Source organism: Sphingobacteruim zhuxiongii (assembly GCF_009557615.1).
Classification (GTDB): domain Bacteria; phylum Bacteroidota; class Bacteroidia; order Sphingobacteriales; family Sphingobacteriaceae; genus Sphingobacterium; species Sphingobacterium zhuxiongii.
Genome location: NZ_CP045652.1, coordinates 1,407,537 through 1,429,612, shown reverse-complemented (window position 1 = coordinate 1,429,612; position 22,076 = coordinate 1,407,537). Strand labels below are relative to the sequence as shown.

Annotated in this window: 24 protein-coding genes; 18 read left to right on the top strand and 6 right to left on the bottom strand. The window is 39.8% G+C overall.

The window, feature by feature from the left end:
* The first annotated feature begins 11 nt into the window (after positions 1–11).
* Positions 12–1,514 carry a Gfo/Idh/MocA family protein gene (locus GFH32_RS06220; RefSeq protein WP_153510279.1) on the top strand — a complete coding sequence of 501 codons (1,503 nt, stop codon included), beginning with the start codon at positions 12–14 and terminating at the stop codon, positions 1,512–1,514.
* Positions 1,515–1,596: 82 nt separating this feature from the next.
* Here GFH32_RS06220 and prfH read toward each other — a convergent pair whose 3' ends face one another.
* The 3 genes from prfH to GFH32_RS06205 all read right to left on the bottom strand — a co-directional run bounded on the left by prfH (position 1,597) and on the right by GFH32_RS06205 (position 4,558).
* The gene (gene prfH / locus GFH32_RS06215) at positions 1,597–2,223 is read right to left on the bottom strand and encodes a peptide chain release factor H (RefSeq protein WP_153510277.1); all 627 of its coding nucleotides are present in this window, start codon (positions 2,221–2,223) and stop codon (positions 1,597–1,599) included.
* Between the two features lie 5 nt (positions 2,224–2,228).
* A complete protein-coding gene (locus GFH32_RS06210) occupies positions 2,229–3,620 on the bottom strand; it encodes an RtcB family protein (protein ID WP_153510276.1) in 1,392 nt (463 codons plus the stop codon).
* A gap of 293 nt (positions 3,621–3,913) precedes the next feature.
* Positions 3,914–4,558 (bottom strand): hypothetical protein, encoded by a 645-nt coding sequence (locus GFH32_RS06205; RefSeq protein ID WP_153510274.1) that lies wholly within the window; start codon positions 4,556–4,558, stop codon positions 3,914–3,916.
* A 537-nt stretch (positions 4,559–5,095) separates the two neighbouring features.
* Between GFH32_RS06205 and GFH32_RS06200 the strand changes: the two genes are divergently transcribed.
* Positions 5,096–6,322, top strand: a complete 1,227-nt coding sequence (locus GFH32_RS06200; protein ID WP_153509890.1) for an IS110 family RNA-guided transposase — start codon at positions 5,096–5,098, stop codon at positions 6,320–6,322.
* Between the two features lie 302 nt (positions 6,323–6,624).
* On the opposite strand, the gene GFH32_RS06195 is transcribed toward GFH32_RS06200, so the two are convergent.
* The 3 genes from GFH32_RS06195 to GFH32_RS06190 all read right to left on the bottom strand — a co-directional run bounded on the left by GFH32_RS06195 (position 6,625) and on the right by GFH32_RS06190 (position 9,317).
* Positions 6,625–7,473 (bottom strand): IS3 family transposase, encoded by an 849-nt coding sequence (locus GFH32_RS06195; RefSeq protein ID WP_237249276.1) that lies wholly within the window; start codon positions 7,471–7,473, stop codon positions 6,625–6,627.
* A 14-nt stretch (positions 7,474–7,487) separates the two neighbouring features.
* The gene (locus GFH32_RS18360) at positions 7,488–7,916 is read right to left on the bottom strand and encodes a helix-turn-helix domain-containing protein (RefSeq protein WP_228384109.1); all 429 of its coding nucleotides are present in this window, start codon (positions 7,914–7,916) and stop codon (positions 7,488–7,490) included.
* A gap of 171 nt (positions 7,917–8,087) precedes the next feature.
* Complete coding sequence (locus GFH32_RS06190; protein WP_153510272.1) at positions 8,088–9,317, bottom strand: NAD(P)/FAD-dependent oxidoreductase; 1,230 nt, start codon at positions 9,315–9,317, stop codon at positions 8,088–8,090.
* A 101-nt stretch (positions 9,318–9,418) separates the two neighbouring features.
* Between GFH32_RS06190 and GFH32_RS06185 the strand changes: the two genes are divergently transcribed.
* The 16 genes from GFH32_RS06185 to GFH32_RS18355 all read left to right on the top strand — a co-directional run bounded on the left by GFH32_RS06185 (position 9,419) and on the right by GFH32_RS18355 (position 22,073).
* Positions 9,419–10,936, top strand: a complete 1,518-nt coding sequence (locus tag GFH32_RS06185) for an HAL/PAL/TAL family ammonia-lyase (protein WP_153510270.1) — start codon at positions 9,419–9,421, stop codon at positions 10,934–10,936.
* Positions 10,937–11,052: 116 nt separating this feature from the next.
* Entirely contained in the window at positions 11,053–11,796 is a 744-nt protein-coding gene (gene fabG, locus GFH32_RS06180; RefSeq protein WP_202111192.1) for a 3-oxoacyl-ACP reductase FabG, read from the top strand.
* Positions 11,797–11,799: 3 nt separating this feature from the next.
* The gene (locus GFH32_RS06175; RefSeq protein WP_153510268.1) at positions 11,800–13,026 is read left to right on the top strand and encodes a beta-ketoacyl-[acyl-carrier-protein] synthase family protein; all 1,227 of its coding nucleotides are present in this window, start codon (positions 11,800–11,802) and stop codon (positions 13,024–13,026) included.
* Between the two features lie 5 nt (positions 13,027–13,031).
* A complete protein-coding gene (locus tag GFH32_RS06170; RefSeq protein ID WP_202111191.1) occupies positions 13,032–13,292 on the top strand; it encodes an acyl carrier protein in 261 nt (86 codons plus the stop codon).
* Positions 13,293–13,294: 2 nt separating this feature from the next.
* Positions 13,295–14,185 carry an LpxL/LpxP family acyltransferase gene (locus GFH32_RS06165; RefSeq protein WP_153510266.1) on the top strand — a complete coding sequence of 297 codons (891 nt, stop codon included), beginning with the start codon at positions 13,295–13,297 and terminating at the stop codon, positions 14,183–14,185.
* 156 nt (positions 14,186–14,341) lie between these two features.
* Complete coding sequence (locus GFH32_RS06160; RefSeq protein ID WP_153510264.1) at positions 14,342–14,782, top strand: hypothetical protein; 441 nt, start codon at positions 14,342–14,344, stop codon at positions 14,780–14,782.
* 71 nt (positions 14,783–14,853) lie between these two features.
* Positions 14,854–15,300 carry an acyl-CoA thioesterase gene (locus tag GFH32_RS06155; protein ID WP_153510262.1) on the top strand — a complete coding sequence of 149 codons (447 nt, stop codon included), beginning with the start codon at positions 14,854–14,856 and terminating at the stop codon, positions 15,298–15,300.
* Positions 15,297–16,412 carry a beta-ketoacyl synthase N-terminal-like domain-containing protein gene (locus tag GFH32_RS06150; RefSeq protein WP_153510260.1) on the top strand — a complete coding sequence of 372 codons (1,116 nt, stop codon included), beginning with the start codon at positions 15,297–15,299 and terminating at the stop codon, positions 16,410–16,412. The genes GFH32_RS06155 and GFH32_RS06150 overlap by 4 nt, the downstream gene beginning before the upstream one ends.
* Positions 16,413–16,416: 4 nt before the next feature.
* Positions 16,417–17,010 carry a beta-ketoacyl-[acyl-carrier-protein] synthase family protein gene (locus tag GFH32_RS06145; protein ID WP_153510258.1) on the top strand — a complete coding sequence of 198 codons (594 nt, stop codon included), beginning with the start codon at positions 16,417–16,419 and terminating at the stop codon, positions 17,008–17,010.
* Positions 17,011–17,012: 2 nt separating this feature from the next.
* On the top strand, positions 17,013–17,270 hold the full coding sequence (locus tag GFH32_RS06140) for a phosphopantetheine-binding protein (RefSeq protein WP_153510257.1): 258 nt from the start codon (positions 17,013–17,015) through the stop codon (positions 17,268–17,270).
* 7 nt (positions 17,271–17,277) lie between these two features.
* A complete protein-coding gene (locus tag GFH32_RS06135) occupies positions 17,278–18,489 on the top strand; it encodes a beta-ketoacyl-[acyl-carrier-protein] synthase family protein (RefSeq protein WP_153510255.1) in 1,212 nt (403 codons plus the stop codon).
* Positions 18,470–19,519, top strand: a complete 1,050-nt coding sequence (locus GFH32_RS06130; RefSeq protein WP_153510253.1) for a beta-ketoacyl synthase N-terminal-like domain-containing protein — start codon at positions 18,470–18,472, stop codon at positions 19,517–19,519. The genes GFH32_RS06135 and GFH32_RS06130 overlap by 20 nt, the downstream gene beginning before the upstream one ends.
* On the top strand, positions 19,513–20,286 hold the full coding sequence (locus GFH32_RS06125) for a polysaccharide deacetylase family protein (protein ID WP_153510251.1): 774 nt from the start codon (positions 19,513–19,515) through the stop codon (positions 20,284–20,286). Before GFH32_RS06130 ends, GFH32_RS06125 begins: the two co-directional genes overlap by 7 nt.
* Complete coding sequence (locus GFH32_RS06120; RefSeq protein WP_153510249.1) at positions 20,279–20,911, top strand: LolA family protein; 633 nt, start codon at positions 20,279–20,281, stop codon at positions 20,909–20,911. Before GFH32_RS06125 ends, GFH32_RS06120 begins: the two co-directional genes overlap by 8 nt.
* A gap of 20 nt (positions 20,912–20,931) precedes the next feature.
* Positions 20,932–21,309 carry a 3-hydroxyacyl-ACP dehydratase gene (locus tag GFH32_RS06115; RefSeq protein ID WP_153510246.1) on the top strand — a complete coding sequence of 126 codons (378 nt, stop codon included), beginning with the start codon at positions 20,932–20,934 and terminating at the stop codon, positions 21,307–21,309.
* Between the two features lie 5 nt (positions 21,310–21,314).
* The gene (locus GFH32_RS18355; protein WP_202111190.1) at positions 21,315–22,073 is read left to right on the top strand and encodes a glycosyltransferase family 2 protein; all 759 of its coding nucleotides are present in this window, start codon (positions 21,315–21,317) and stop codon (positions 22,071–22,073) included.
* Positions 22,074–22,076 lie beyond the last annotated feature (3 nt).

Genomic DNA, 22,076 nt, shown 5'->3' with positions numbered 1-22,076 from the left:
CCAAATACAACATGGAAAATAACTCAAGAAGAGATTTCATTAAAAACGCAAGCTTGTTAACTGGTTTCACTATTGTGTCGAACACTGTACTAGGTAAGAAGTTTGGGCATATCGCTCCTAGCGATCGCTTGAATATTGCCGGAATTGGAGTGGGCGGAATCGGGAGAAGAAACCTAAACAATATGAAGACCGAGAATATTGTTGCCTTATGCGATGTGGACTGGAAATATGCATCGAAGACTTTCAATGACTATCCAAAGGCACAACGCTTCAAAGATTGGCGTAAGATGTTTGATGAAATCGGAAATAGTATTGATGCTGTGTTAGTTGCTACACCAGATCATACACACGCTGGTGTTACTGCACACGCCATTACACTTGGAAAGCATACCTACACCCAAAAGCCACTAACCCATAATGTTTACGAATCTAGACTTTTAACGAAGTTGGCAAAGCAATATGGTGTAGCGACACAGATGGGAAATCAAGGTAATTCATTTGATTGGTGTCGTGAAATTGCAGAATGGATACAATCCGATGCTATTGGCGAAATTACTGAAGTACATTGCTGGACAAACCGTCCAATTTGGCCGCAAGGATTAATGAAACCTAAAGAAGGAATGCCTATTCCGAAAGATTTAGATTGGAACCTATTCTTGGGCCCTGCGGAACATCGCGATTTTAATTCAGTTTACACTCCTTGGAACTGGAGAGGCTGGTACGATTTCGGAACAGGTGCCTTAGGCGATATGGCTTGTCACATTATGGATCCTATTTACTGGGCATTGAACTTGAAGTATCCGACGAAAGTAAATGGTAGTTCAACATTAAGTAACCTATATTCGCCACCGCATGCGGAGATTGTAAAATATACGTTCCCTGCGCGTCCGAAGGCTGGAAAGGTAAAAATGCCGGAAGTTGACGTTTATTGGTATGATGGCGGATTATTGCCAGACAGACCGAAAGAACTTACACCAGGTATGATGATGGGTGACCCAGACGGAGGTATTATCTTCGTTGGTAAAAAAGGTAAAATCATGACTGGATGTTACGGCATGAATGCGACTTTATTACCTGTTGAAAACATGAAGGACTTCAAAAAACCAAGCCCATGGATTCCACGTGTCAAAGGTGGAAATGGTGATATTTGGAAAACAGATGCCCACGAGCAGGACTGGATCCGCGCGGCAAAAGAATCTAAAGAAAACCGTACGGAGACAAGTTCCAATTTCCAATTTTCGGGTCCATTTAATGAGATGGTCGTTATGGGGGTTCTTGCTGTGCGACTTCAAGCACTACATCGCGAATTACTGTGGGATGGTGAAAACATGCGCTTTACGAATATCAATCCAAATGACGAAATCAAGGTCGTATCGGTAGATGAGTTTAGCGTAATCGATGGACACCCTAGATTTAATCGTCAATCAGTAACGCTGAATGCTGCTCAAGCAGCACAAGAGTGGATTAATAAGCCGTACAAAAACGGATTTGCATTGCCACCGATGCCAAAATAACGGTCGCATAATATAAAAAGAAATAGCCGATTTGAATCGTAATAGTTCAAATCGGCTATTCTATTTTTGGCAACAAAGGAACTTATCGCCTTGGCTTGAATCCTTTTCCTTCAAATGTACGGATAGGATTTCCTCGCTCAATTTGAATCTGCTGCTCCCAATTCGAGCGATTGCTGGATCGCTGCGACGACGCATTGATCGTAGAAACCCGCTCTTGTAGGCGTTGCAGCGCAATTTGCTTATTCTGCAACTGCGAGCGAGTGTCCATGACTTGCACATCAATTCCCGTTGGAAGATGTGTCGCCCGAACGGCTGAGCTCACCTTATTGACATGCTGGCCTCCGGCCCCACTGCTCCTCATTGTTTGAAAAACAACATCCTTAAGATCTATATCATCCAACACATTGACTTGAGCAGTTTCTTGAACAGCGATAAACCAATTCTTTCTTGCATGCTTCGGTCGGAAGGGACTTGTACAAATCCACAAGACGCTTCCAATCCAACTCTTTAAAAAAAGATTTAATTCAATCCCTTCAAGTGTTAATAATGCCGAACAGCATAATCCATCGGAATATTCTTGATGGACGATTCGCACATCAATCTTATTAGCTACAGCTTCTTGCTGTAGAACCGTTAATACATGTTCGACGGCCAAATTGCACTCCTTAGGACCTCGTCCAGAACTGACTTGTAATTGTACTTTCATCATCTACCCTACTTATCCATTCGTACAATCTTCGGCGTAAATGTCCCCAATACGCTAACCAATTCATCTTGAAGCTGTATTACTTTCGTGATATCCTTATAGGCCATCGGCGCTTCATCGACTGAACCTCCAATAAGCTCCACGTCGTTTGCTTCCAAATCGGCAAACATAGCGCTCCGACTGATGCTATCTTTACATGCACCACGCGATCGAGCTCGACCTGCACCATGTGAAGCTGACTGTAAGCTTAGCGGATTGCCCTTGCCCTCCACGATATAACCTGGAGCAGTCATTGAACCCGGAATTATACCTAATACGCCTTCGCCAGCCGGTGTTGCCCCTTTTCGGTGCACGATACATTCTTTTCCGTCAACGACTTCTTTCCATGCGAAATTATGATGGTTTTCAATCGTTAACATTGCTCGCTTACCGAGTGCTTTACCTAAGCGTCGATGTATATCGTCGTGACATGCCTTCGCGTATTCGCCAGCTAAATTCATCGCCAACCAGTACTCCTGTCCATCATGTGTATCTAAATCTAACCAGGCAAATTGCTGCACCTGCTTAGGCAATGGACATTGCTTCTGTGCTAGATACGTGTAATGTTTAGCGATATTTGCGCCTAAGCCACGTGACCCCGAATGCGATAACACAGCTAAATACGTACCTTTTCTCAATTGCCAATCTGCTCGGTCGACCAACAAGTCTACAATCCCGAATTCGACAAAATGATTCCCTCCACCGGAGGAACCCAACTGTTTATAGGCCTTATCGCGTAAGGACTTTAACAGCGGTACCTCTTGAAAAGCGGAATGTGATAAAACCTCCGCATCGGACCGCTGTTTATGTGTTTCATAGAGTCCAAAAGCCGTGTTATCTCGAAGAATATTTCGAAGTTGGAAACTCCGACCCTTCAGGTAACTTGCCGGAAGATCGTATACGGACAAACTCATCCGACAGCCGATGTCTACCCCTACAGCATAAGGAATAACCGAATTATCTGTTGCCAACACGGCACCAATCGGCAAGCCATATCCAGCATGCGCATCTGGCAACAATGCGCCTTTGACCGATATCGGTAATTTCAAAGCATCATAGAGCTGTCGTTTTGCTAACTCATCGATTTCGTTTTCACCAAAAATCTCGAATGGTACTCGTTGTGATCGCAATTGTTGCATCCGCACTTCGACTGGCTTAATTAAGCCTTCGGCGACCTTGCCCCAGGTACCATGCCCTTTGTATTGTTCAGGAAATAACAAAACTTGCTTTGCCTCCTGTAATATATGTTCTTTTTTATCGCGTTTGCGATAGCGCGAAATCTGCCCTAAGGCAATATTTATCGCATTAGTCTGCGGAAAACCCAATTTTATCAGGTCTTTCCCAGAAAGTTTACTTCCCATTGTTATAAAAAATAGTATTGAAAATTGCGGATGATGGCGTCGATTAAAATCAACAGCAAACCAACCGATTTAAAATGACGGGCTTTTTAAAGAAAATAGAAGTAAGATTTAAAAATCTAGTTTATGAAAAAAGCACGAAGCGTAGCTACAGCAAAACCGTTTGCTGTTAAAGCTCGAAAAGTTGGGGTACTTACAAACATATCTTCGTCTTTTTTAAAGAGTTAAAAATTATTTATCGGTGTCAAAAGTAGAACTTACTTTTCTTGAAAACAAATTTTTTAGAAAATTATAAATTAATTGTCGAAAAATTGATCGACAAAATACCATAGTATTTCCTTGTCTGATCCTAGTTTCTTCATCAATCTACGCCAGGTAGATGGTGCAAATTCAAGCTTATTGCCATAACTATCGCTATACGACCATTTATCAAAAATATCTTTCTTTATCGTCGCCGTCTGGCCATCCTCTGCATATTCCAAATCTCCATGAATATTTCGCTTCATACTCGCGGTACTCCCCTTACGCTTGTCTTTTACAAAGTCATGCCCAAAGATATCCGTTCCGCTTTCGCGTTCATTGCCTCGATTGTCCTTACTAATAACCGACCCAAATATATCCACCGAATAGCTAACTTCATAGGATTCATTATGACGATGCTGCCAAATTAAATCATGAAACAGCTTCTGCTGGCGTTCTTTACTATCCTGAATACCGGGCATAAACTCCTCCAAAAATTTGCTATCCATGCTCTCTTTATTCCTCCTTGAATCGGTAAAAATTAAATCGCCGAAAATATTTTTTTCGAGCTTTGCTTCATAGCTGTTTCGATCCGATTGAAAAGTTAAATTTCCAAAAATATCCGTATCGTAACGGCCTTGTTGAGCGAAAGCAACACAGATAAGGCAAGTAAAGATGATTAGTAAAGCGAGCTTCTTCATGGGAACAATTTACCTCTTTGAATAGGAATGAACGAAAAAAGTTTAACGCTTAACAAAAATAAAATGTAAAATAAATAATAGCTTAATTAATCGAATTGAAAAACCACCTTTTTAGGTATTTTGATCGTAAATAAACCTATAGCGCGTACGCTAATATGAACGACACGCGGCATGCTTTCCCTAATTGAATACATTCCGGGACAATGAACTATTGGGAATAAATTACTTTCCCTTTCTTCGTTTCAAATCAAATGATCATCGGTCAAGTTTCGAACAAGGCACGAAGCAATAGGCAATAAATACAACGATATAGACAGAAACAATGGCCATGAAATTTGGGAGATCTCACAAAATGAGAAAAACAGGAGGACATGCTATTTAGCCGACAATTTCGATAACTCAAAAGCCAACGTTCCCCAGTTAAATAAAACGTTCATGATACATCGGGTATCACCAACAGCCATGAAAGTCACGGGCTCATAGTCCCAATAGGCATTTAGCCAAAACGGTATCTTAGTACCAATAAATATAAGACCTATGGCTGTCAGCGGATTACCCTTTATTCTTGACCGTGGTTGTGGACTGGATGTCCACAAAGACACAGTAGTTGCTACCATTAAAGGTAGTGATTTTGATACAGAGACAAAAACCTTCTTAACTTTTACGGATGACTTGTACAATTTAGTGGAATGGCTCCAGGCCCATTCCATTACACAGGTTGCCATGGAGAGCACTGGGGTTTACTGGCGACCGGTTTACGCGGTTCTGGAAGACTATTTTCACATCCTACTGGTCAATGCCCGGCATATCAAAAATGTTCCGGGACAGAAGACCGACAAGAAGGATAGCGAATGGATCACTAAACTGCTTCTTTCCGGTTTACTGAAGGGGAGCTTCATCCCACCACAACATATCCGGGAGCTCAGGGAACTTTTCCGACATAGACGTAAGCTTATCGCTATGCGGACCGCAGAAAAGAACCGGTTACAGAACATCCTTGAATCCGCCAACATCAAACTGAGGAGCGTAGTCAGCGACGTATTTGGGGTAAGCGCCATGGAAATGGTCCGGGCCATGGCCAAAGGTCAACTCGATCCTTTGCTATTGGCAAGCATGGCCAAGGGTTCGCTGGTCAAGAAACACGCAGAGCTACTTAAGGCACTTACTGGCAAGATCACGGATCATCACCGCTTCATGTTGAACCTAATACTGCAATCCATCGATCATATCAATCTACAAATAGCACAATCAGAGGCTCAGATGGAACAGTACGCAAGGATCATGCACAAGGAGCTGGAACTACTGGAATCTATCCCTGGAGTATCTTCCAGGGTGGCACTGGGAATCGTTTCAGAAATCGGTACGGACATGGCTCAATTTGCAACACATCAGAACCTTTCTTCATGGGCTGGGGTTTGCCCAGGCAACAATGAGAGTGCAGGAAAGAAGTACTCCTCGAAAATAACACGTGGAAACAAGTATCTCAAGACGACGCTCGTGGAGGCAGCATGGGTGGCCTCTAGATCCAAGGCAAATCCATTACTTGCGGTCAAGCATCATCAAATCGCTGCACGAAGAGGTCAGAAGAAGGCTACAATAGCCATCGCACATAAGATCTTGATTGCAGCATACCATGTCCTGAGGGACGATGAAGCCTATCAATTGCATCCACAGGATAAGAAAATACTTGAAAATAGACGACTTAAAAGAATTGACAGATTACAGAAACAATTGAGTACCCTTAAAAACACGTCTTACAAATAAAAGATCGACCTTTTTTTGGTGGTTAGACTCCCCGGAAATAAAACTGATATCAGACGTTAAGAACCAACAGTTGATGCCTTTAGAGCTCGTAGAAAAAATTATACTCTTGTTTTTATTAATCAAGTCATTTCATCATAAATAATAATACACAAGAAACAGAAACAAAATTATCCGGACAAAAAGAATAGACCCTTGAATAATCACTGGTCTAACATTTTATTGGATTACTAAAAAAAACAATAATAACTTTGACTAGTCCTGAAAAATAGATACAGTTTTTCAGTGATTAAAAATACATAATTTTATGCAGTAGTAGCCGAGAGGTTTCTACTGCTTTTTGTTTTATAAGTTTTGTAATTCATATTTGATTTGAGATGCATTTGATTGGGAGTTAGCATATGATTAGACCAATGTGGTCTGTCATTGTTGTAGATATTGATTGCTTCCTCTACAATTTGCTTCATCAAAGTTAGATCTAAATGATAGGTATCAATCATGAACTCTTGTTTCAGAATACCGTTTATACGTTCAGCAATGGCGTTTTCATAAGGATCAGAGTTTTCTGTCATACTGCACTTAATCTTGTATTTGTTTAGATAATATTGATACTCGTCTGAACAATATTGGATACCTCTGTCGGAATGATGGATTAATGATTCCTTTATTTTTCTTTGTTTTTGAGCCATTTTCAATGCTTTTACAACATGACTTGTACACATTGTGCTTGAGATTTCAAAGCCTACTATCTTCTTAGAATATACATCTGTAATCAAACTTAGATAACAAGGTTTTTCTCGCTTTCCGATGTAAGTGAGGTCACTCACCCAAACTTGATTGGGACGATAAATATTCATTTCTTTAATAATATTAGGATATTTTTTAAATCGATGATGTGACATGGTCGTGGTACGATAACTCCGTTTTGGAATAATTAATAAGTGATTGGCTCGTAAAATATCAAAAAACTTGTCTCTGCCAACTTTTAATACCTGTAGCTCTTGGACCAATAAATGATAGAGTTTCCGTGTACCAATTCTTGGCTGAACAGCGCGTAGTTCCTGGACTAAGCTCACAACTTTACTCGCTATATTTTGACTTCTTTTAGTTCGTCTGATTCTTCGATAATACACTTGCCTACTTAACCCGAACAACCCACAAGTAAAACTTAGGCTTTTTTGTTTTTCTTGTCGGAAACAATCGATTGTGCGGGTTTGAAGTTTTTTCTTACGTCTATTTTATATTCTTGTTCGGCAATATCGATCATCATATCAAAGATAATCGCTTTGGAATCAGCAATGTAATTCTGTCGCTCAAGCTGCGCTTTCTGCTTCTCCAACAATTTGATTTTGGCTTCTAATTCTAAAATGCGTTGTTCTGGTGACTTTGCCATACTGGATGGTATTTGATTCTCCCAATCAAAGTTACCATATTTTTTCAACCAGTTACGAATTGTGCTATCTCCTTGGATACCATACTTTCTTTGTGCTTGTGTGCTTGTCAATTCTCCGGATTCAACTTCTCTGACAACATTCAGTTTGAAGCTTAAAGTGTAATCACGCTGCGTACGTTTTACATAATTGGATATTTCTTTCATAACGATTCTTTTTATGTATCGCTATTTCAGGACGAGACACTTTCAGAAAAAAAAAGGCGACTCCATATACAGGAATCGCCTTTTTATTGTGCTTCTCTTAAAAACTGTCGTTTATGTGCCTTTTAAACAATTTAGACCTCTAATCTTTAATAGAGCTAATCCGACTAATATTTATTTTTTAATCAAATAGGCCATATTCGCGATAATATTGCGATGCTTTGCAACAAAAGGATTCTCTTTATTCCAAACATAGCCCGCTAATACGGAACATATCTTTTGTTTTACTTCGGGATTCTCTGGTCTATGATAAAATAGCTCCTGTAGATTTCCTGTATACCATTCCTTTACGTAAGTTGTAAAAACATCAATACCGTATTTCATATAGGCTGCGTATTCTTTATCCCAGTCAATCAATTCCCCCGCCAATTGTCGCTTTGCTAACTTAGCAGCTAAAATACCTGATTCAGTTGCGAAACAAACGCCAGAAGAAAAGACAGGATCTAAAAATTCCGTGCTATTTCCAGTTAGCGCATATCCTGCCCCGTAGAATTGAGACACCGCAACGGAGTAATTCGTCAGACGAATAGGATCAAACTCATAGTCTAATCCGCTAAATCGATCCATATAGTAATCCGACAATTTGATCGCTTCTTTTATCGCTTCATGATTGTCCATATTTTCTGACAGGCGGTTGATATAATCTGTTGGACCTACAATTCCAACGCTTGTCTTGCCATTGGAAAATGGAATTACCCATAGCCAGACTTCTGTTTCAATGATATCAAACGAGATTTGCGTTCCTTCAACCCCGTCTGGTCTCCGGATATCTTCTATATGGGTGAAGATGGCTGAATGATTATCCAATTGCGATGGTCTTTCTAGATTCAACAATCTTGGAAGTACACGGCCATAGCCACTACAATCGATCACAAACTTAGCTTCGATGTTGGATATTGCCCCATTCTTATCGCGAATTTTGGTTGTCGAATTGGTACCTTGAAACTGGCCATCAATCACTTCCGTTTCGAATGCGATATCAACTCCCTTACGTTGGAGTTCATCGGTCATCGCTTTATCGAAATCGGCGCGTGGTATCTGCCAGGTCCAGTCCCAGCCTTCACCATATTTATCACTAAAATCAAAGACACAATGTTCTTCACCTCGAATAAAACGAGCGCCAGGTTTTTTCTCGAAACCATAGGAATTCAATGCTTCTAAAAGTCCGGCTTCATCGAAATGATCCATAACCCGTGGGATTAAGCTTTCGCCAACGACTACTCTCGGAAACTTTTGCTTTTCAACAACTTTGATATTGACGCCCTGTTGATGTAAATAACCTGCCGCAACTGCACCACTGGGGCCTGCGCCGATAATCAGGACATCAACAATTTCGTTTTCCATAGCTATAAATAATATATAAATTCTATTTTTGTGATACAAAAATTTGTTCCAAAATTACATACATTTCGAACAATTAAAAGAGAAGAAACTAATTATTTTAAATGAAAACCATCAACAGTTATTTAACGATTAAAGAGTTTAATGATGTTCTATTTCAGAATGAAAAAATAGACTTAAGCCAATCGATAATCAACAGAGTAGAAGACTGTTATGAATTTTTAAAAAGCTTCTCTAAAAATAAGATTATCTATGGTGTAAATACTGGCTTCGGTCCTATGGCCCAATACCGAATTCAGGAGAAAGATCAATTACAACTGCAGTATAATTTAATTCGAAGTCATGCTTCTGGGACAGGGCAAGCGCTGTCAGCAGAACATGTTAAAGCAACCATTCTAGCACGTTTGAATACCTTATCGTTAGGCAAATCCGGCATCCATATTTCGGTTATCAAATTAATGCAGGAGTTAATTAACAAGGATATCACGCCTTTAATTTTCGCCCACGGCGGCGTTGGTGCAAGCGGCGATTTAGTACAACTGGCGCATTTAGCTTTAGTACTTATTGGGGAAGGCGAAGTATTTTATCAAAGTGAGCGCAGACCAACTAAAGACGTTTTCGAGCAATTAGGATTAAAACCTATCGAAATCAAGCTTCGCGAAGGATTAGCGCTAATCAATGGGACTTCGGTGATGACTGGTATCGGGATCGTCAATACTTATCGTGCACAAAAGCTTTTGGATTGGTCGATTAAAGCATCTTGTTTCATTAATGAACTGGTGCAAGCCTATGATGATCATTTCTCTGCAGAATTAAATCAGGCAAAATTACATCTGGGACAGCAAGAGGTTGCAAAATTAATGCGTTCACATCTTTCAGATAGTAAACTTATTAAACGTAGGCAAGAGCACCTTTACAACGGAAACAACAACGAAGATATTTTTAAAGAAAAAGTTCAAGAGTATTATTCGCTACGTTGTGTTCCGCAGATTCTAGGACCCATTTTTGATAGCATACGTAGCGTAGAAGAAGTCTTAGAAAAGGAGATCAATTCGGCTAACGATAATCCTATTGTTGATGTACAGACTCAACATGTCTACCATGGTGGCAATTTCCATGGTGATTATATTTCGCTAGAAATGGATCGACTGAAGCTTGTAGTCACGAAATTATCGATGTTAGCTGAACGACAACTTAACTATTTGTTAAACTCAAAAATAAACGAGTTACTCCCTCCTTTCGTAAATTTGGGAAAACTAGGGTTTAATTTTGGTATGCAAGGTGTTCAATTTACAGCAACGTCGACAACAGCAGAGAATCAAGCCTTATCGACATCATTATATGTACATAGTATCCCTAACAACAATGATAATCAAGACATTGTCTCTATGGGCACGAATGCGGCGGTCATCTGTAGTAAGGTTATTGAAAATACCTTCGAAGTACTAGCCATTGAATGGATTACGATTGCCCAAGCAGTCGAAGCTTTAAAAATCGAAGATCAACTGAGCACAAGCTCGAAGGAAATATATAAATCCTTGCGAACTATGATCCCGGTCTTTAAAGAGGATATTGTGATGTATCCAATCGTTCAAAAAGTAAAAGATTACCTGATAAAATAGACTAAAAATCAATACGATTGATTAAGCATTGGCAATCTCGCGATTATTGATGCTTGAGGTTTTAATCGGAAAAAAAGAGTTTAAGTGCAATATTCAAGTAGATAGTAGCGTAAAAAATGGCAGATATAATAAAATACGTAATCGTAACTGGCGGATCTCGTGGGATTGGAAGAGCTATTTGTAAGAAACTAGCGGAAGAAACCGACTATCATATACTTATTAACTATCATTCGAACGAAACTGCGGCGCTAGAAACACTTGCTGAAGTACGCGCGGCAGGTTCAAATGGCGAAATCATCAAATTCGATGTAGGCCAAGCGGATGAAGTAAAAAAAGCACTATCGCAATGGGAAGAGTCACATCCCGATGCACTCGTTGAAGTCGTGGTAAATAATGCCGGACTTACGCGCGATGGCTTGTTTATGTGGATGCCTCTTCAAGACTGGAATGATGTTATTCAAACCAGTGTTGGAGGATTTTATCATGTAACGAATCATTTTATACAGAAGTTGTTGCATAATCGCTACGGCCGTATTATCAATATCGTTTCTGTTTCCGGCGTTAAAGGAACTGCTGGGCAGACGAATTACTCTGCGGCGAAAGCTGCAGTCATTGGAGCGACAAAAGCACTGGCGCAGGAGATCGCGAAGCGAAATATTACCGTGAATGCGGTTGCACCAGGCTTCATAAACACCGATATGACGTCCAATTTGGATCAAAAAGAATTGAAGAAATTAATTCCAGCAAATCGATTTGGGGAAGCTGAAGAAGTGGCGGATTTGGTCGCATTTTTAGCATCAAAAAAATCTAGCTATATTACTGGAGAAGTTATTAATATTAATGGAGGGATCTATTCATAAAGGATGAATAACAGAGTGGTGATTACAGGTATGGGGATCTACAGCTGCATCGGGACTAGTCTTGATGAGGTGCGAGCATCGCTATACGCAGGAAAATCGGGAATTGTCTTTGATCCGGAGCGCAAGGAATATGGCTTTCGTTCGGCTTTAACCGGCGTTGTACCTACTCCAGAGTTAAAGGCTTTATTGCATAGACGGCAAAGGGTGACCATGGGTGAAGAAACCGAATACGCCTATATCGCAACATTGGAAGCACTTCGAGAAGCAAACATCTCCTTGGAGTCTTTTAATGAGCGTGAAATTGGGTTAATTTTCGGTAACGACAGTGTTTCTAAAGCAATCATCGATGCTACGGATATCGTCCGAGAAAAAAAGGATACCGCCTTGATTGGTTCAGGCGCAATTTTCAAATCGATGAACTCGACGGTTACGATGAATCTTTCCACTATTTTTAATGTGCGAGGTATCAATATGACCATTTCAGCAGCTTGTGCGAGTGGTTCACATGCTATCGGTTTAGGGCATATGATGATCAAAAATGGTCTGCAGGATTTAGTTATTTGTGGTGGCGCTCAAGAGATTAATAAATATGCGATGGCAAGTTTTGATGGATTAGGGGTTTTTTCGGCCCATGAATCAGCGCCACAGAAAGCTTGTCGTCCCTTCGACGCCAATCGGGACGGTCTTGTTCCGAGTGGAGGCGCAGCAACAATCATTTTGGAAAGCTTAGAAAGTGCGTTGAAACGAAATGCACCAATCTTCGCGGAAGTCGTTGGTTATGGTTTTTCTTCGAATGGCGGTCATATTTCGACCCCCAATGTAGAAGGCCCGGCAACAGCTATGCGAAAAGCATTGGAACAGGCTAATATGCACGCATCGGAAATACAGTATATCAATGCCCATGCAACCTCAACGCCCGTTGGCGACGCCAATGAAGCACAAGCAATTGATGAAGTTTTTGGTGAAACACGTCCTTTTGTGAGTTCTACAAAGTCGATGACAGGACATGAATGTTGGATGGCAGGCGCCAGTGAGATTGTTTATTCCACTTTGATGATGAATCATAACTTCATTGCTCCGAATATCAATTTTGAAACAGCGGACGCTTATTCTTCCAAATTGAATATCGTTACTGAAACGAAAAATCAAGATTTTGATGTATATTTGTCCAATTCTTTTGGTTTTGGCGGCACAAACTCCGCAATGATCGTTAAGAAGTTCAAACTATAGTGGAGATGAATATAGAAATTGAAAACATCGTCAACAAGATTAACGAAATCCTAGTGGAAGAGTTTGAAGTTGATGAGGAGGTAATTGCTGCTGATAAAAACCTGAAAGACACACTGGATTTAGATAGCCTAGACTATGTTGATTTAGTGGTAATTATTGAGTCTAACTTCGGAGTTAAATTGGTAGAATCTGATTTTACAGATGTCGTTTCCTTTCAAGATTTCTATAACTTAATCGAACAAAAGATCGCAGATAAACAAGCCTAACCATGAGTCAATGGGACGGCAAATCTAAAGGTACCCTACTCGGCTACCAAATTTTCGTCAATATCATTAAAAAGCTTGGTGTAAATGCAGCATATGGGTTATTAATCCCTGTTGCGTTTTACTATGTTATTGCATATCCTAGTACAGCTAGAGCTATGTTCTATTACTATAGAAAGCGTCAAGGCTTTAGTTTAATAAAATCCTTGCTGGCACTATACAGAGGATATTTTGTATTTGGGCAAGTTTTGATTGATAAAATTGCGCTATTTGCCGGTCTACGCAACAAATTCAGTTTCGATTTTGATGGCATCGAAATCCTCAAGCAATTATTAGCTGAGAAAAAGGGTGGCATACTGATTAGCGGACATATTGGTAACTTTGAAATTGCGGAAAAATTCTTCGCTGATATCGATTTCCAGCAACAAATACATATTGTCGCCGCAGATCAAGAACGGACTATCATTAAGGATTACCTGAATGCAATCGCTCAAGAGGAATCTAAAGTCAATTTTATTCATATAAAGGACGATATGTCTCATATATTTGAGATTACCGCAGCTTTAGCAAACAATGATCTGATTTGTTTAACGGGCGACCGTTATTTTGACTATTCAAAAACCATGTCTGCACCACTCTTAGGAGAAGACGCTTTATTCCCTGCAGGTACGTTTATGATCGCCTCCAGATTGAATGCACCAATTGCTTTTGTCTATGTAATGAAGGAGCCCAATCTGCATTATCATTTATACACTCGTCGAGCAGCCCCAATTAAGCATCGCGATGCACAAGCAGTTTTAAATGCTTATACCGAAAGCATGGAACAAATGCTTAAACGTTATCCCTATCAATGGTTTAATTTTTTTGATTTCTGGAACGCTAAAAAATCAAAATAATTGAATTTTAGATCCCCATCCATTTCAAACCTTTCTTATTTAAATGCGTCTATACGTTACAACATCTCTCGCGATTCGATTATGTTGTATATTGACCAAAACGCCCAATTAGTGTATATTTTGCTATTTTTGCGGGCTACAAAGAATATTTAATACATGATTAGTAATATCGTACTTCCCATCAATGACATGGATATCATATTAGCTTGCATACCGCAACGTGCTCCTATGCTGATGGTGGATGGTTTAAAAGAATACGATGAAAAACGAATCATAGCTACGTTGACCATTGATGTGGGGAATATCTTTGTGAAAGACCAGATTTTGCAGGAAAGCGGATTAATAGAGCATATGGCTCAATCTGTCGCTTTACATACTGGTTTTGGATATTATTTACGTCAAGAGCAAGCGCCAATTGGATATATAGGAAGTATCAGCAATTTAGATCTCCTGCAAAGCGCAAAGATCGGCGAGCAAATTAATACAGAAGCACTTGTATTACAAGAGTTTTCAGGTGTTACTTTAGTTGAAATAGTCAGTAGAATTGGCAAAACAATTATTGCGAAGGGACAGATGAAAACGGTTATTGCAAAATAATATTCAATTAAAAAAAGCTAAATGGATTCCCTATTTTTGTAGTTATGGGAGTAGGGCCTGAAAATCACACTATGAACAGAAGAAAAGAGCGATTTAGAACCGACAAGATATTACAGCACACCGAACATTTTAAGGTTAAGTTTAACGAGACTGACGCTTTGGGTATTGTATGGCACGGAAACTACATTGGCTATTTCGAAGATGGTAGAGAGGCTTTCGGACGAGCATTTGGGATATCGTATAAGGATATACAAGAGCATGGTTATGCAACCCCTATTGTCAAAGTTTTGAGTGAACATCAAAAGCCACTACGATATGCTGATGATGCTTATATCATCACGACTTATGTTGACTGTGCTGCTGCAAAGATGATTTTCAATTTTGAGATCTACAACGCGAAGGACGAGCTGGTATGTACCGGAGAGACGGTTCAAGTCTTTACCGATTTTGCGGGCAATCTCAGTTTGACTATTCCTCCCTTTCTTGAAAGTTGGAAAAAGAAAGTAGGCATGTTATGAAGAAAGTCTACTTACAAGACTCTAACATCCTAAGCCCCTTGGGTTTTACTACTGCAGCGAATTTTGATGCAGTTTTCGCAGGTGAGACCAGTATAAAAGAACATAGCATCCATTCGAAACTAGGTAATAGCTATGTTTCGATTTTTGATCAGGATCGTCTTGCAAATTTGTTTAATCAACTGGGAATAAGTAATGATTCCTCAAGAATAGAAAAATTGGCTATTGCCGCTTTAAAACCGCTAATCGATAAAAAAGCACCAGGACGGAAAAGCCTTTTAGTCGTTACGACAACAAAGGGGAATATCAAGGCATTAGCCGATTCGGATGAATTAAATACGTATATCCCCTCTTTAGCAAAGCATATCTCCAATTATTTTGGCTTTGTCACGGAACCCTTGACGCTGAGCAACGCCTGTGTTTCTGGATTGATGGCACTTTCATTAGCGAAGCGCTATATTCAAATGGGGATGTTTGACGATGCTTATATCGTTGCCTTCGACGAAGTATCGACATTTGTTCAATCGGGATTTCAATCCTTTCAAGCGATTAGTACAGAAGCTTGTCGACCATATGATGCGCTGCGTAAAGGCGTTAGTTTAGGCGAAGCTGCCACAGCTTGTTATATTTCAACAGAGAAAAACAGCGATAGCATTCAAATTGCTGCTGATTCGAGTATCAATGATGCTAACCATATTTCGGGACCTTCCCGAACTGGAGAAGGACTATTCTTAAGTATTCAAAAAGCAATGCAGGAAGCGGATATCTCGGCAGATGAAATAGATTATATCGTCGGGCATGGCACTGCGACACTTTACAACGATGAAATGGAAGCTATTGCCTTCAACCGAGCAGGGTTAAGAAATACCCCACTTGCGAGTTATAAGGGCAATTATGGACATACGCTAGCTGCTTCTGGCTTACTCGAATGTATATTAATGGCAACCTGTTTGCGCAAGGATACGCTGCTTGCCAGTAAAGGATTTGAAACGCTAGGCACATCAGAATACATTAATGTGTTAGTTAACAATATGCAGGCTCCTATACGGACCGCACTGAAAACCGCTTCAGGATTTGGGGGAAGCAATACGGCTTTACTATTAATGAAAAGTTAATCAGATGCATTTCATAAGCAATTCCATCGTAATCCGCCAAGCTACTGTTTCAGTAAATGGGGCTCCCTATTTCAAGGGGCAGCCCAGCGAATTTAAAGATTTTGCAAAAGAGCTTTATCAGCATTTGGGGATAACTTATCCTAAGTTTTACAAGATGGATAATTTATGTAAATTAGCCTTTCTAGCATCAGAAATCGTTCTTAAAGATCAGGATGGAGAAGATATCGCTTTGATATTTTCCAGTAAGGAAGGGAGCTTAGATACAGACATTCAACATCAGGGGCATATTCAGGATGAAAACAGCTTCTACCCTAGCCCTGCAACATTTGTCTATACGCTTCCGAATATTTGTATTGGTGAAGTTAGCATTAGACATCAATTAAAAACAGAGAGTATGTTCTTACTCGCCGAAGCATACCAAACAGCGTACATACAAGCATACAGTGATTTCTTAATCGAATCAGGAAAGGCAAAAAAAGTACTTTGCGGTTGGCTAAGGATGCTAAAAGATGATTATGTTGCGCAGTTTTATTTAGTGGAAAAGCAAGGTAACATAGCACATCAAATTAACAATATAGAGCAGATTTTAAATAAATAAAAATGGCAGAATTAAAGGATCTGTTAAAGCAACAGATAATTGAGGTTTTGAATTTAGAAGATATTCAAGTAACTGATATTCAAGATGAGGATGCATTATTTGGCGATGGCTTGGGCTTAGATTCCATTGATGCCTTAGAATTGATCGTCCTATTGGATAAAGAATATGGCATCAAACTATCGGATCCAAAAGAGGGCAAGGAGATATTTAAATCGATTAATACCTTGGCGGATTTCGTAGAGAAAAATCGCAGTAAATAGCATATTGATGCAAAGAGGTGTCGCGATAACGGGAATGGGTATTGTTTCTTCGATTGGACTATCCGTGGAAGAAAACCTCCATTCGTTAGTCAATCGGAAAACGGGCATCTCTAATTTAGAACATATCGCCTCTAAACATGCAGGACATCTGCGTGTTGGCGAGATTAAGCTTAGCAACACCTCCTTTCAGGAGCTTTTGCAGCTCCCGAGTGACCACAGCTTTACGCGAGGCAGTCTCCTTGGCGCATTCGCAGCAAAACAAGCTTTGCTACATGCAGGGATAACGGATATTCAATCCGCTCGGACGGGATTTATTTCGGCGACAAGTGTTGCTGGTATGGACAGTACCGAGAAATACTTTAATCGATTTTCGGAAGAACCTTCGCTACGTAAGTATATTAACAGTCACCATGCTGGTGATAGTACCAACAAGATTGCTAATTATTTAGGTGTTCGCGGCATGGTCAGCACAATCTCGACTGCTTGCTCATCAGCGGCAAATTCAATCATGCTTGGCTCTTCACTCATTGAGCGAGGAAAACTAGACCGCGTCATTGTGGGCGGTACAGATGCCTTGAGTAAATTTACGATTAACGGCTTTAATAGTCTGATGATACTCTCTGAGAAAGACAATAAGCCTTTTGATCAGAATCGAAATGGTTTAAATCTAGGAGAAGCGGCCGCCTATCTCGTGCTGGAGTCAAAAGATCAGGTTGAAAAGCATAGTAAAACTGTTTTAGCTTGCCTAAGCGGCTACGGGAATGCCAATGATGCTTTCCATCAAACAGCATCGTCTGACAATGGAGAAGGTGCATATTTGGCTATCCAGAAGGCTATTGGGAAGGCACAACTTCACCCTCAGGCGATTGATTACATCAATGTACATGGCACCGCTACCGGCAACAACGATCTTTCCGAAGGTCGAGCTTTACTACGCGCATTTTCACCGGTTCCCATTTTTAGTTCAACAAAATCTTTTACTGGACATACCTTGGCCGCTGCGGGTGCAATTGAAGCGGTCTATAGTGTGCTTTCGTTGCAATCGAATCTGATCTTCCCTACCCTCAATTTTGAGACTAAGATGGAAGAGTTCGATCTTGTACCGAACACAGCGCTTGTTCAAAAAGAAGTAAATCATGTATTGTCCAATTCCTTTGGTTTTGGCGGTAATTGTTCCACTTTAATTTTTTCAAAAGCAAATGGAACGATGTTATATTAACGGTATCGGCTCAGTAGGGATTCAGGCGCTAACGTTTAATCTTTTCAACGATAGCCCTGTTGCCATAAACACCTATAATCAAGCGAGTCACCCATCATATAAAGAAATTATCCCAGCAGGGATGCTACGCAGGATGGCATCAGGCGTAAAGATGGGGATATTTGCAGCAAATCAAGCAATTCAAGAGGCTAAGATTGATAACTTGGATGCTATTATCACTGGTACTGGCTTAGGTTGTTTACAAGACTCTGAGAAGTTCTTAGCGTCGATGCTTGCCAATGAGGAGGAATATCTTACGCCAACATCTTTCATTCAGTCAACGCATAATACCGTAGCAGCTCAAATAGCATTACATTTTCAATGTAGAGCTTATAACTTCACTTATGTAAATGGGGCGAATTCGTTCGAGTCGGCATTGTTCGATGGCTTACAACAGATTGAAGTCTTAGAGGCATCGAATGTATTAATTGGTGGAGTCGAAGAGACTTCCAGTTCTTTTGATGCTTTATTTCAGCTCGCAGGAAACTATAAAGCGGATATGACATCGATTGATTTTAAGCAACCCAATAGTGCAGGTGCCTGCCGATCGGAAGGAGCCAACTTTTTTGTGCTTTCAGCTAAGCAACTCCCCAGTTCCTACGCACAGTTGGTAGATGTACATTATTTTAATAAACCTAGGATTTCTGCACAAGTCGAGATAGAAGAGTTTCTAAATAGGAATCAACTGACGAGTAGCGATATCGATATTGTTTTTCTTGGCTATAATGCTGACGTGACCCAGCAACACTATTTTGACATATACGCCAATCTGTTTCCGCGAACTACGCTAGCTTACTATCAGCATATTTCTGGCTCATTTGATACCGCTTCTGCTTATGGTTTAAAAGTCGCTGTAGAAATACTGAAAAACCAGATTGTCCCTTCCTATTTGATGTATAATAACATTAAACCAATTCAGCTAAAAACAATCTTACTTATCAATCAGTCACAGGGTTTAGACCATAGTTTTGTATTAATCAAATCATGTTAAAACACCGATATATTCAAGTTGTTTCCATTGTTTCATGCCTTATCGTGGTAATTGGTATGTTATTTTATGACTGGACAATCTATTGGTTCGTTTTAATTGGCTTAATAGCCTTGGGCTTAACTACCTGGGGTGTCTTTGATATCCGTTTGGGTTATTTTGGGAAGACATTTTTTAAGGCAAAGGACATAGGAGAAAACAATATCTCATTAACATTTGACGACGGCCCCTGCCCTTACACGCTTCAAGTACTCGATCTGCTCGATCAATATAAGATGAAAGCGACCTTCTTTTGTATCGGCAAGCAATTGACGCAATATCCTGAAATTGCTAAACGCATTATTGCAGAAGGACACAGCATCGGAAACCACAGCTATACGCATAAAAAGGATATTGCTTTTTCAAGCCCTAAAGAAATGGAAGGAGAGATTCAGCAAACCGATGATATGATTGAGAAAATAACTGGACAAAACAATTCAATGTACCGTCCACCATTTGGGGTAACCAATCCAAATGTAGTCAAAGCTTGTAAGGCAAAAAGCAAAGACATTATCGGCTGGAACATACGTTCGCTAGATACGGTCATAAACAATGAAGATCGGATATTAAAGCGGATTGTTCCTAGATTAAAGGCTGGTGATATTGTTTTGTTGCATGATACTTCACAACGCACAGTCAACGTGCTGGAACAGTTGTTGATAAAAATGAAAGAATTGAACTTACAATCAATCCCCGTTGATAGGTTGTTGAAAATAGAAAGAAATGGATAAGTTATCAAGATTAATAATACTGATATTTTGTCTGCTGAGCGTAACAGCGATTGGGCAAACCAAGATGAATAACGTGGAAGCCGCTGCTTTTAAAAGCAAGGTTGAGCAGCAATCAAAGAAAATAACGAGTATTTCTGCTGACTTTGATGCAACTCGATATGTCTCCGTTTTAAAAAATCCGGTTAACTCGACAGGCATATTTAGACTAAAAGGCAAAAAACTCCTTTGGCGTTATCATGCCCCTCAGCAAAATGCCATGTTGTTTGATCAAGATAAACTATTGATGAAAGACGATAAAGGGAAAAAATCAACTATTGATTTGAACAAAAACCGTCGATTCCGTCAGCTACAACGCTTAATGACAGAAACGAATATGGGGAACGTATTTGATGAAGCGAATTTCAATATCGCCTATTTTAAAGAGTCCTCAACAATATCTGCGACATTAACGCCTAAGAATAAAGATTTAGCAAAGTTTATAAAGCAAGTTGAATTGACATTCAAGAACAACGAGCATACCATCTCTTCAATCAAGATTGTGGAAAAATCCAACGATTATACGCTATATAAGTTGAAAAACAAGAAATTCAATAGCAATATTAGTGATAGTGAGTTTAAATTGTAATTTTGTTGCTTAGCTGAATAATGATGAATTCTATGCTGATCCCTGATTTTTATAGCTTATTACCCAGTAATATTTCAAGCGAACATGTGCAAGCACATATTAAATTGAACGCTGAGCATCCTATTTTTCAAGGACATTTCCCCGAAAATCCAGTAACTCCAGGGGTCTGCATGTTGCAAATATGTAAGGAATTGGCTGAAGAAGCGACACAGAAATCTTTAACGATTAAATCTTGCAAAAACATCAAATTTACGGCGCTTATAAACCCTTTTACCGATCCTGAAATACATATTGATTTTCAGATTAAAAGTGAAACACCTACTGTATTTAAGATTACGGGGCATGCACAATTCGGAGACACCTTAGCTTTCAAAATTTCAGCTTTGCTTAGCGCTTAACAATATTGGAGAATACGGACTTAATATATCGAGTATGTGTCATCATCCCGACCTACAACAATGCGAAAACATTGAAAAGGGTCATTGATGGGGTTTTGAATTTTCTCCCTGATGTATATGTCGTAAATGATGGAAGCACCGATGAAACTTCATCAATCTTGGCTTCTTATAGCGAGATTCAGATTATTCAACAGCCGGAAAATCTTGGTAAAGGAAAAGCTCTTCAGGCAGGCTTTAAACAAGCCTTAATCGATGGATTTGACTATGCTATCAGTATTGATTCTGATGGTCAACATTACCCAGATGATATCCCCGTCATCTTAGCAGAACTCAAAAAGCATAGCGAGCCAGTTTTACTCATTGGAAACCGCGATATGGAACAAGCAGGTATTCCAGGGAAAAGCAGCTTTGGAAATCGCTTTTCAAACTTTTGGTTTTGGTTCGAAACAGGTATTCGATTAGAAGACACTCAATCTGGATACCGTCTGTATCCGTTAAAACATCTTCCTAAGAAACTCTACACCAATAAGTTCGAATTCGAAATAGAAATCATAGTACGGACAGCTTGGAACGATATAACCGTTAAAAACATCCCTGTCAAGGTTTTATATGACCCAAAAGAACGGGTCTCTCATTTCCGACCTTTCCAAGACTTTACGCGAATCTCGATACTGAATACGCTTTTAGTCATTGTCACCCTACTTTATATCAAGCCACGTAATTTCTTTAGAAAGCTAAAAAAAAAAGCTTTAACAAATTCCTAAAAG

Coding starts and splice junctions, on each gene's coding strand:
- GFH32_RS06220 (WP_153510279.1), top strand. CDS start 12: ATGGAAAATAACTCAAGAAGAGATTTCATTAAAAACGCAAGCTTGTTA.
- prfH (WP_153510277.1), bottom strand. CDS start 2,223: ATGATGAAAGTACAATTACAAGTCAGTTCTGGACGAGGTCCTAAGGAG.
- GFH32_RS06210 (WP_153510276.1), bottom strand. CDS start 3,620: ATGGGAAGTAAACTTTCTGGGAAAGACCTGATAAAATTGGGTTTTCCG.
- GFH32_RS06205 (WP_153510274.1), bottom strand. CDS start 4,558: ATGAAGAAGCTCGCTTTACTAATCATCTTTACTTGCCTTATCTGTGTT.
- GFH32_RS06200 (WP_153509890.1), top strand. CDS start 5,096: ATGGCTGTCAGCGGATTACCCTTTATTCTTGACCGTGGTTGTGGACTG.
- GFH32_RS18360 (WP_228384109.1), bottom strand. CDS start 7,916: ATGAAAGAAATATCCAATTATGTAAAACGTACGCAGCGTGATTACACT.
- GFH32_RS06190 (WP_153510272.1), bottom strand. CDS start 9,317: ATGGAAAACGAAATTGTTGATGTCCTGATTATCGGCGCAGGCCCCAGT.
- GFH32_RS06185 (WP_153510270.1), top strand. CDS start 9,419: ATGAAAACCATCAACAGTTATTTAACGATTAAAGAGTTTAATGATGTT.
- fabG (WP_202111192.1), top strand. CDS start 11,053: ATGGCAGATATAATAAAATACGTAATCGTAACTGGCGGATCTCGTGGG.
- GFH32_RS06175 (WP_153510268.1), top strand. CDS start 11,800: ATGAATAACAGAGTGGTGATTACAGGTATGGGGATCTACAGCTGCATC.
- GFH32_RS06170 (WP_202111191.1), top strand. CDS start 13,032: ATGAATATAGAAATTGAAAACATCGTCAACAAGATTAACGAAATCCTA.
- GFH32_RS06165 (WP_153510266.1), top strand. CDS start 13,295: ATGAGTCAATGGGACGGCAAATCTAAAGGTACCCTACTCGGCTACCAA.
- GFH32_RS06160 (WP_153510264.1), top strand. CDS start 14,342: ATGATTAGTAATATCGTACTTCCCATCAATGACATGGATATCATATTA.
- GFH32_RS06155 (WP_153510262.1), top strand. CDS start 14,854: ATGAACAGAAGAAAAGAGCGATTTAGAACCGACAAGATATTACAGCAC.
- GFH32_RS06150 (WP_153510260.1), top strand. CDS start 15,297: ATGAAGAAAGTCTACTTACAAGACTCTAACATCCTAAGCCCCTTGGGT.
- GFH32_RS06145 (WP_153510258.1), top strand. CDS start 16,417: ATGCATTTCATAAGCAATTCCATCGTAATCCGCCAAGCTACTGTTTCA.
- GFH32_RS06140 (WP_153510257.1), top strand. CDS start 17,013: ATGGCAGAATTAAAGGATCTGTTAAAGCAACAGATAATTGAGGTTTTG.
- GFH32_RS06135 (WP_153510255.1), top strand. CDS start 17,278: ATGCAAAGAGGTGTCGCGATAACGGGAATGGGTATTGTTTCTTCGATT.
- GFH32_RS06130 (WP_153510253.1), top strand. CDS start 18,470: ATGGAACGATGTTATATTAACGGTATCGGCTCAGTAGGGATTCAGGCG.
- GFH32_RS06125 (WP_153510251.1), top strand. CDS start 19,513: ATGTTAAAACACCGATATATTCAAGTTGTTTCCATTGTTTCATGCCTT.
- GFH32_RS06120 (WP_153510249.1), top strand. CDS start 20,279: ATGGATAAGTTATCAAGATTAATAATACTGATATTTTGTCTGCTGAGC.
- GFH32_RS06115 (WP_153510246.1), top strand. CDS start 20,932: ATGATGAATTCTATGCTGATCCCTGATTTTTATAGCTTATTACCCAGT.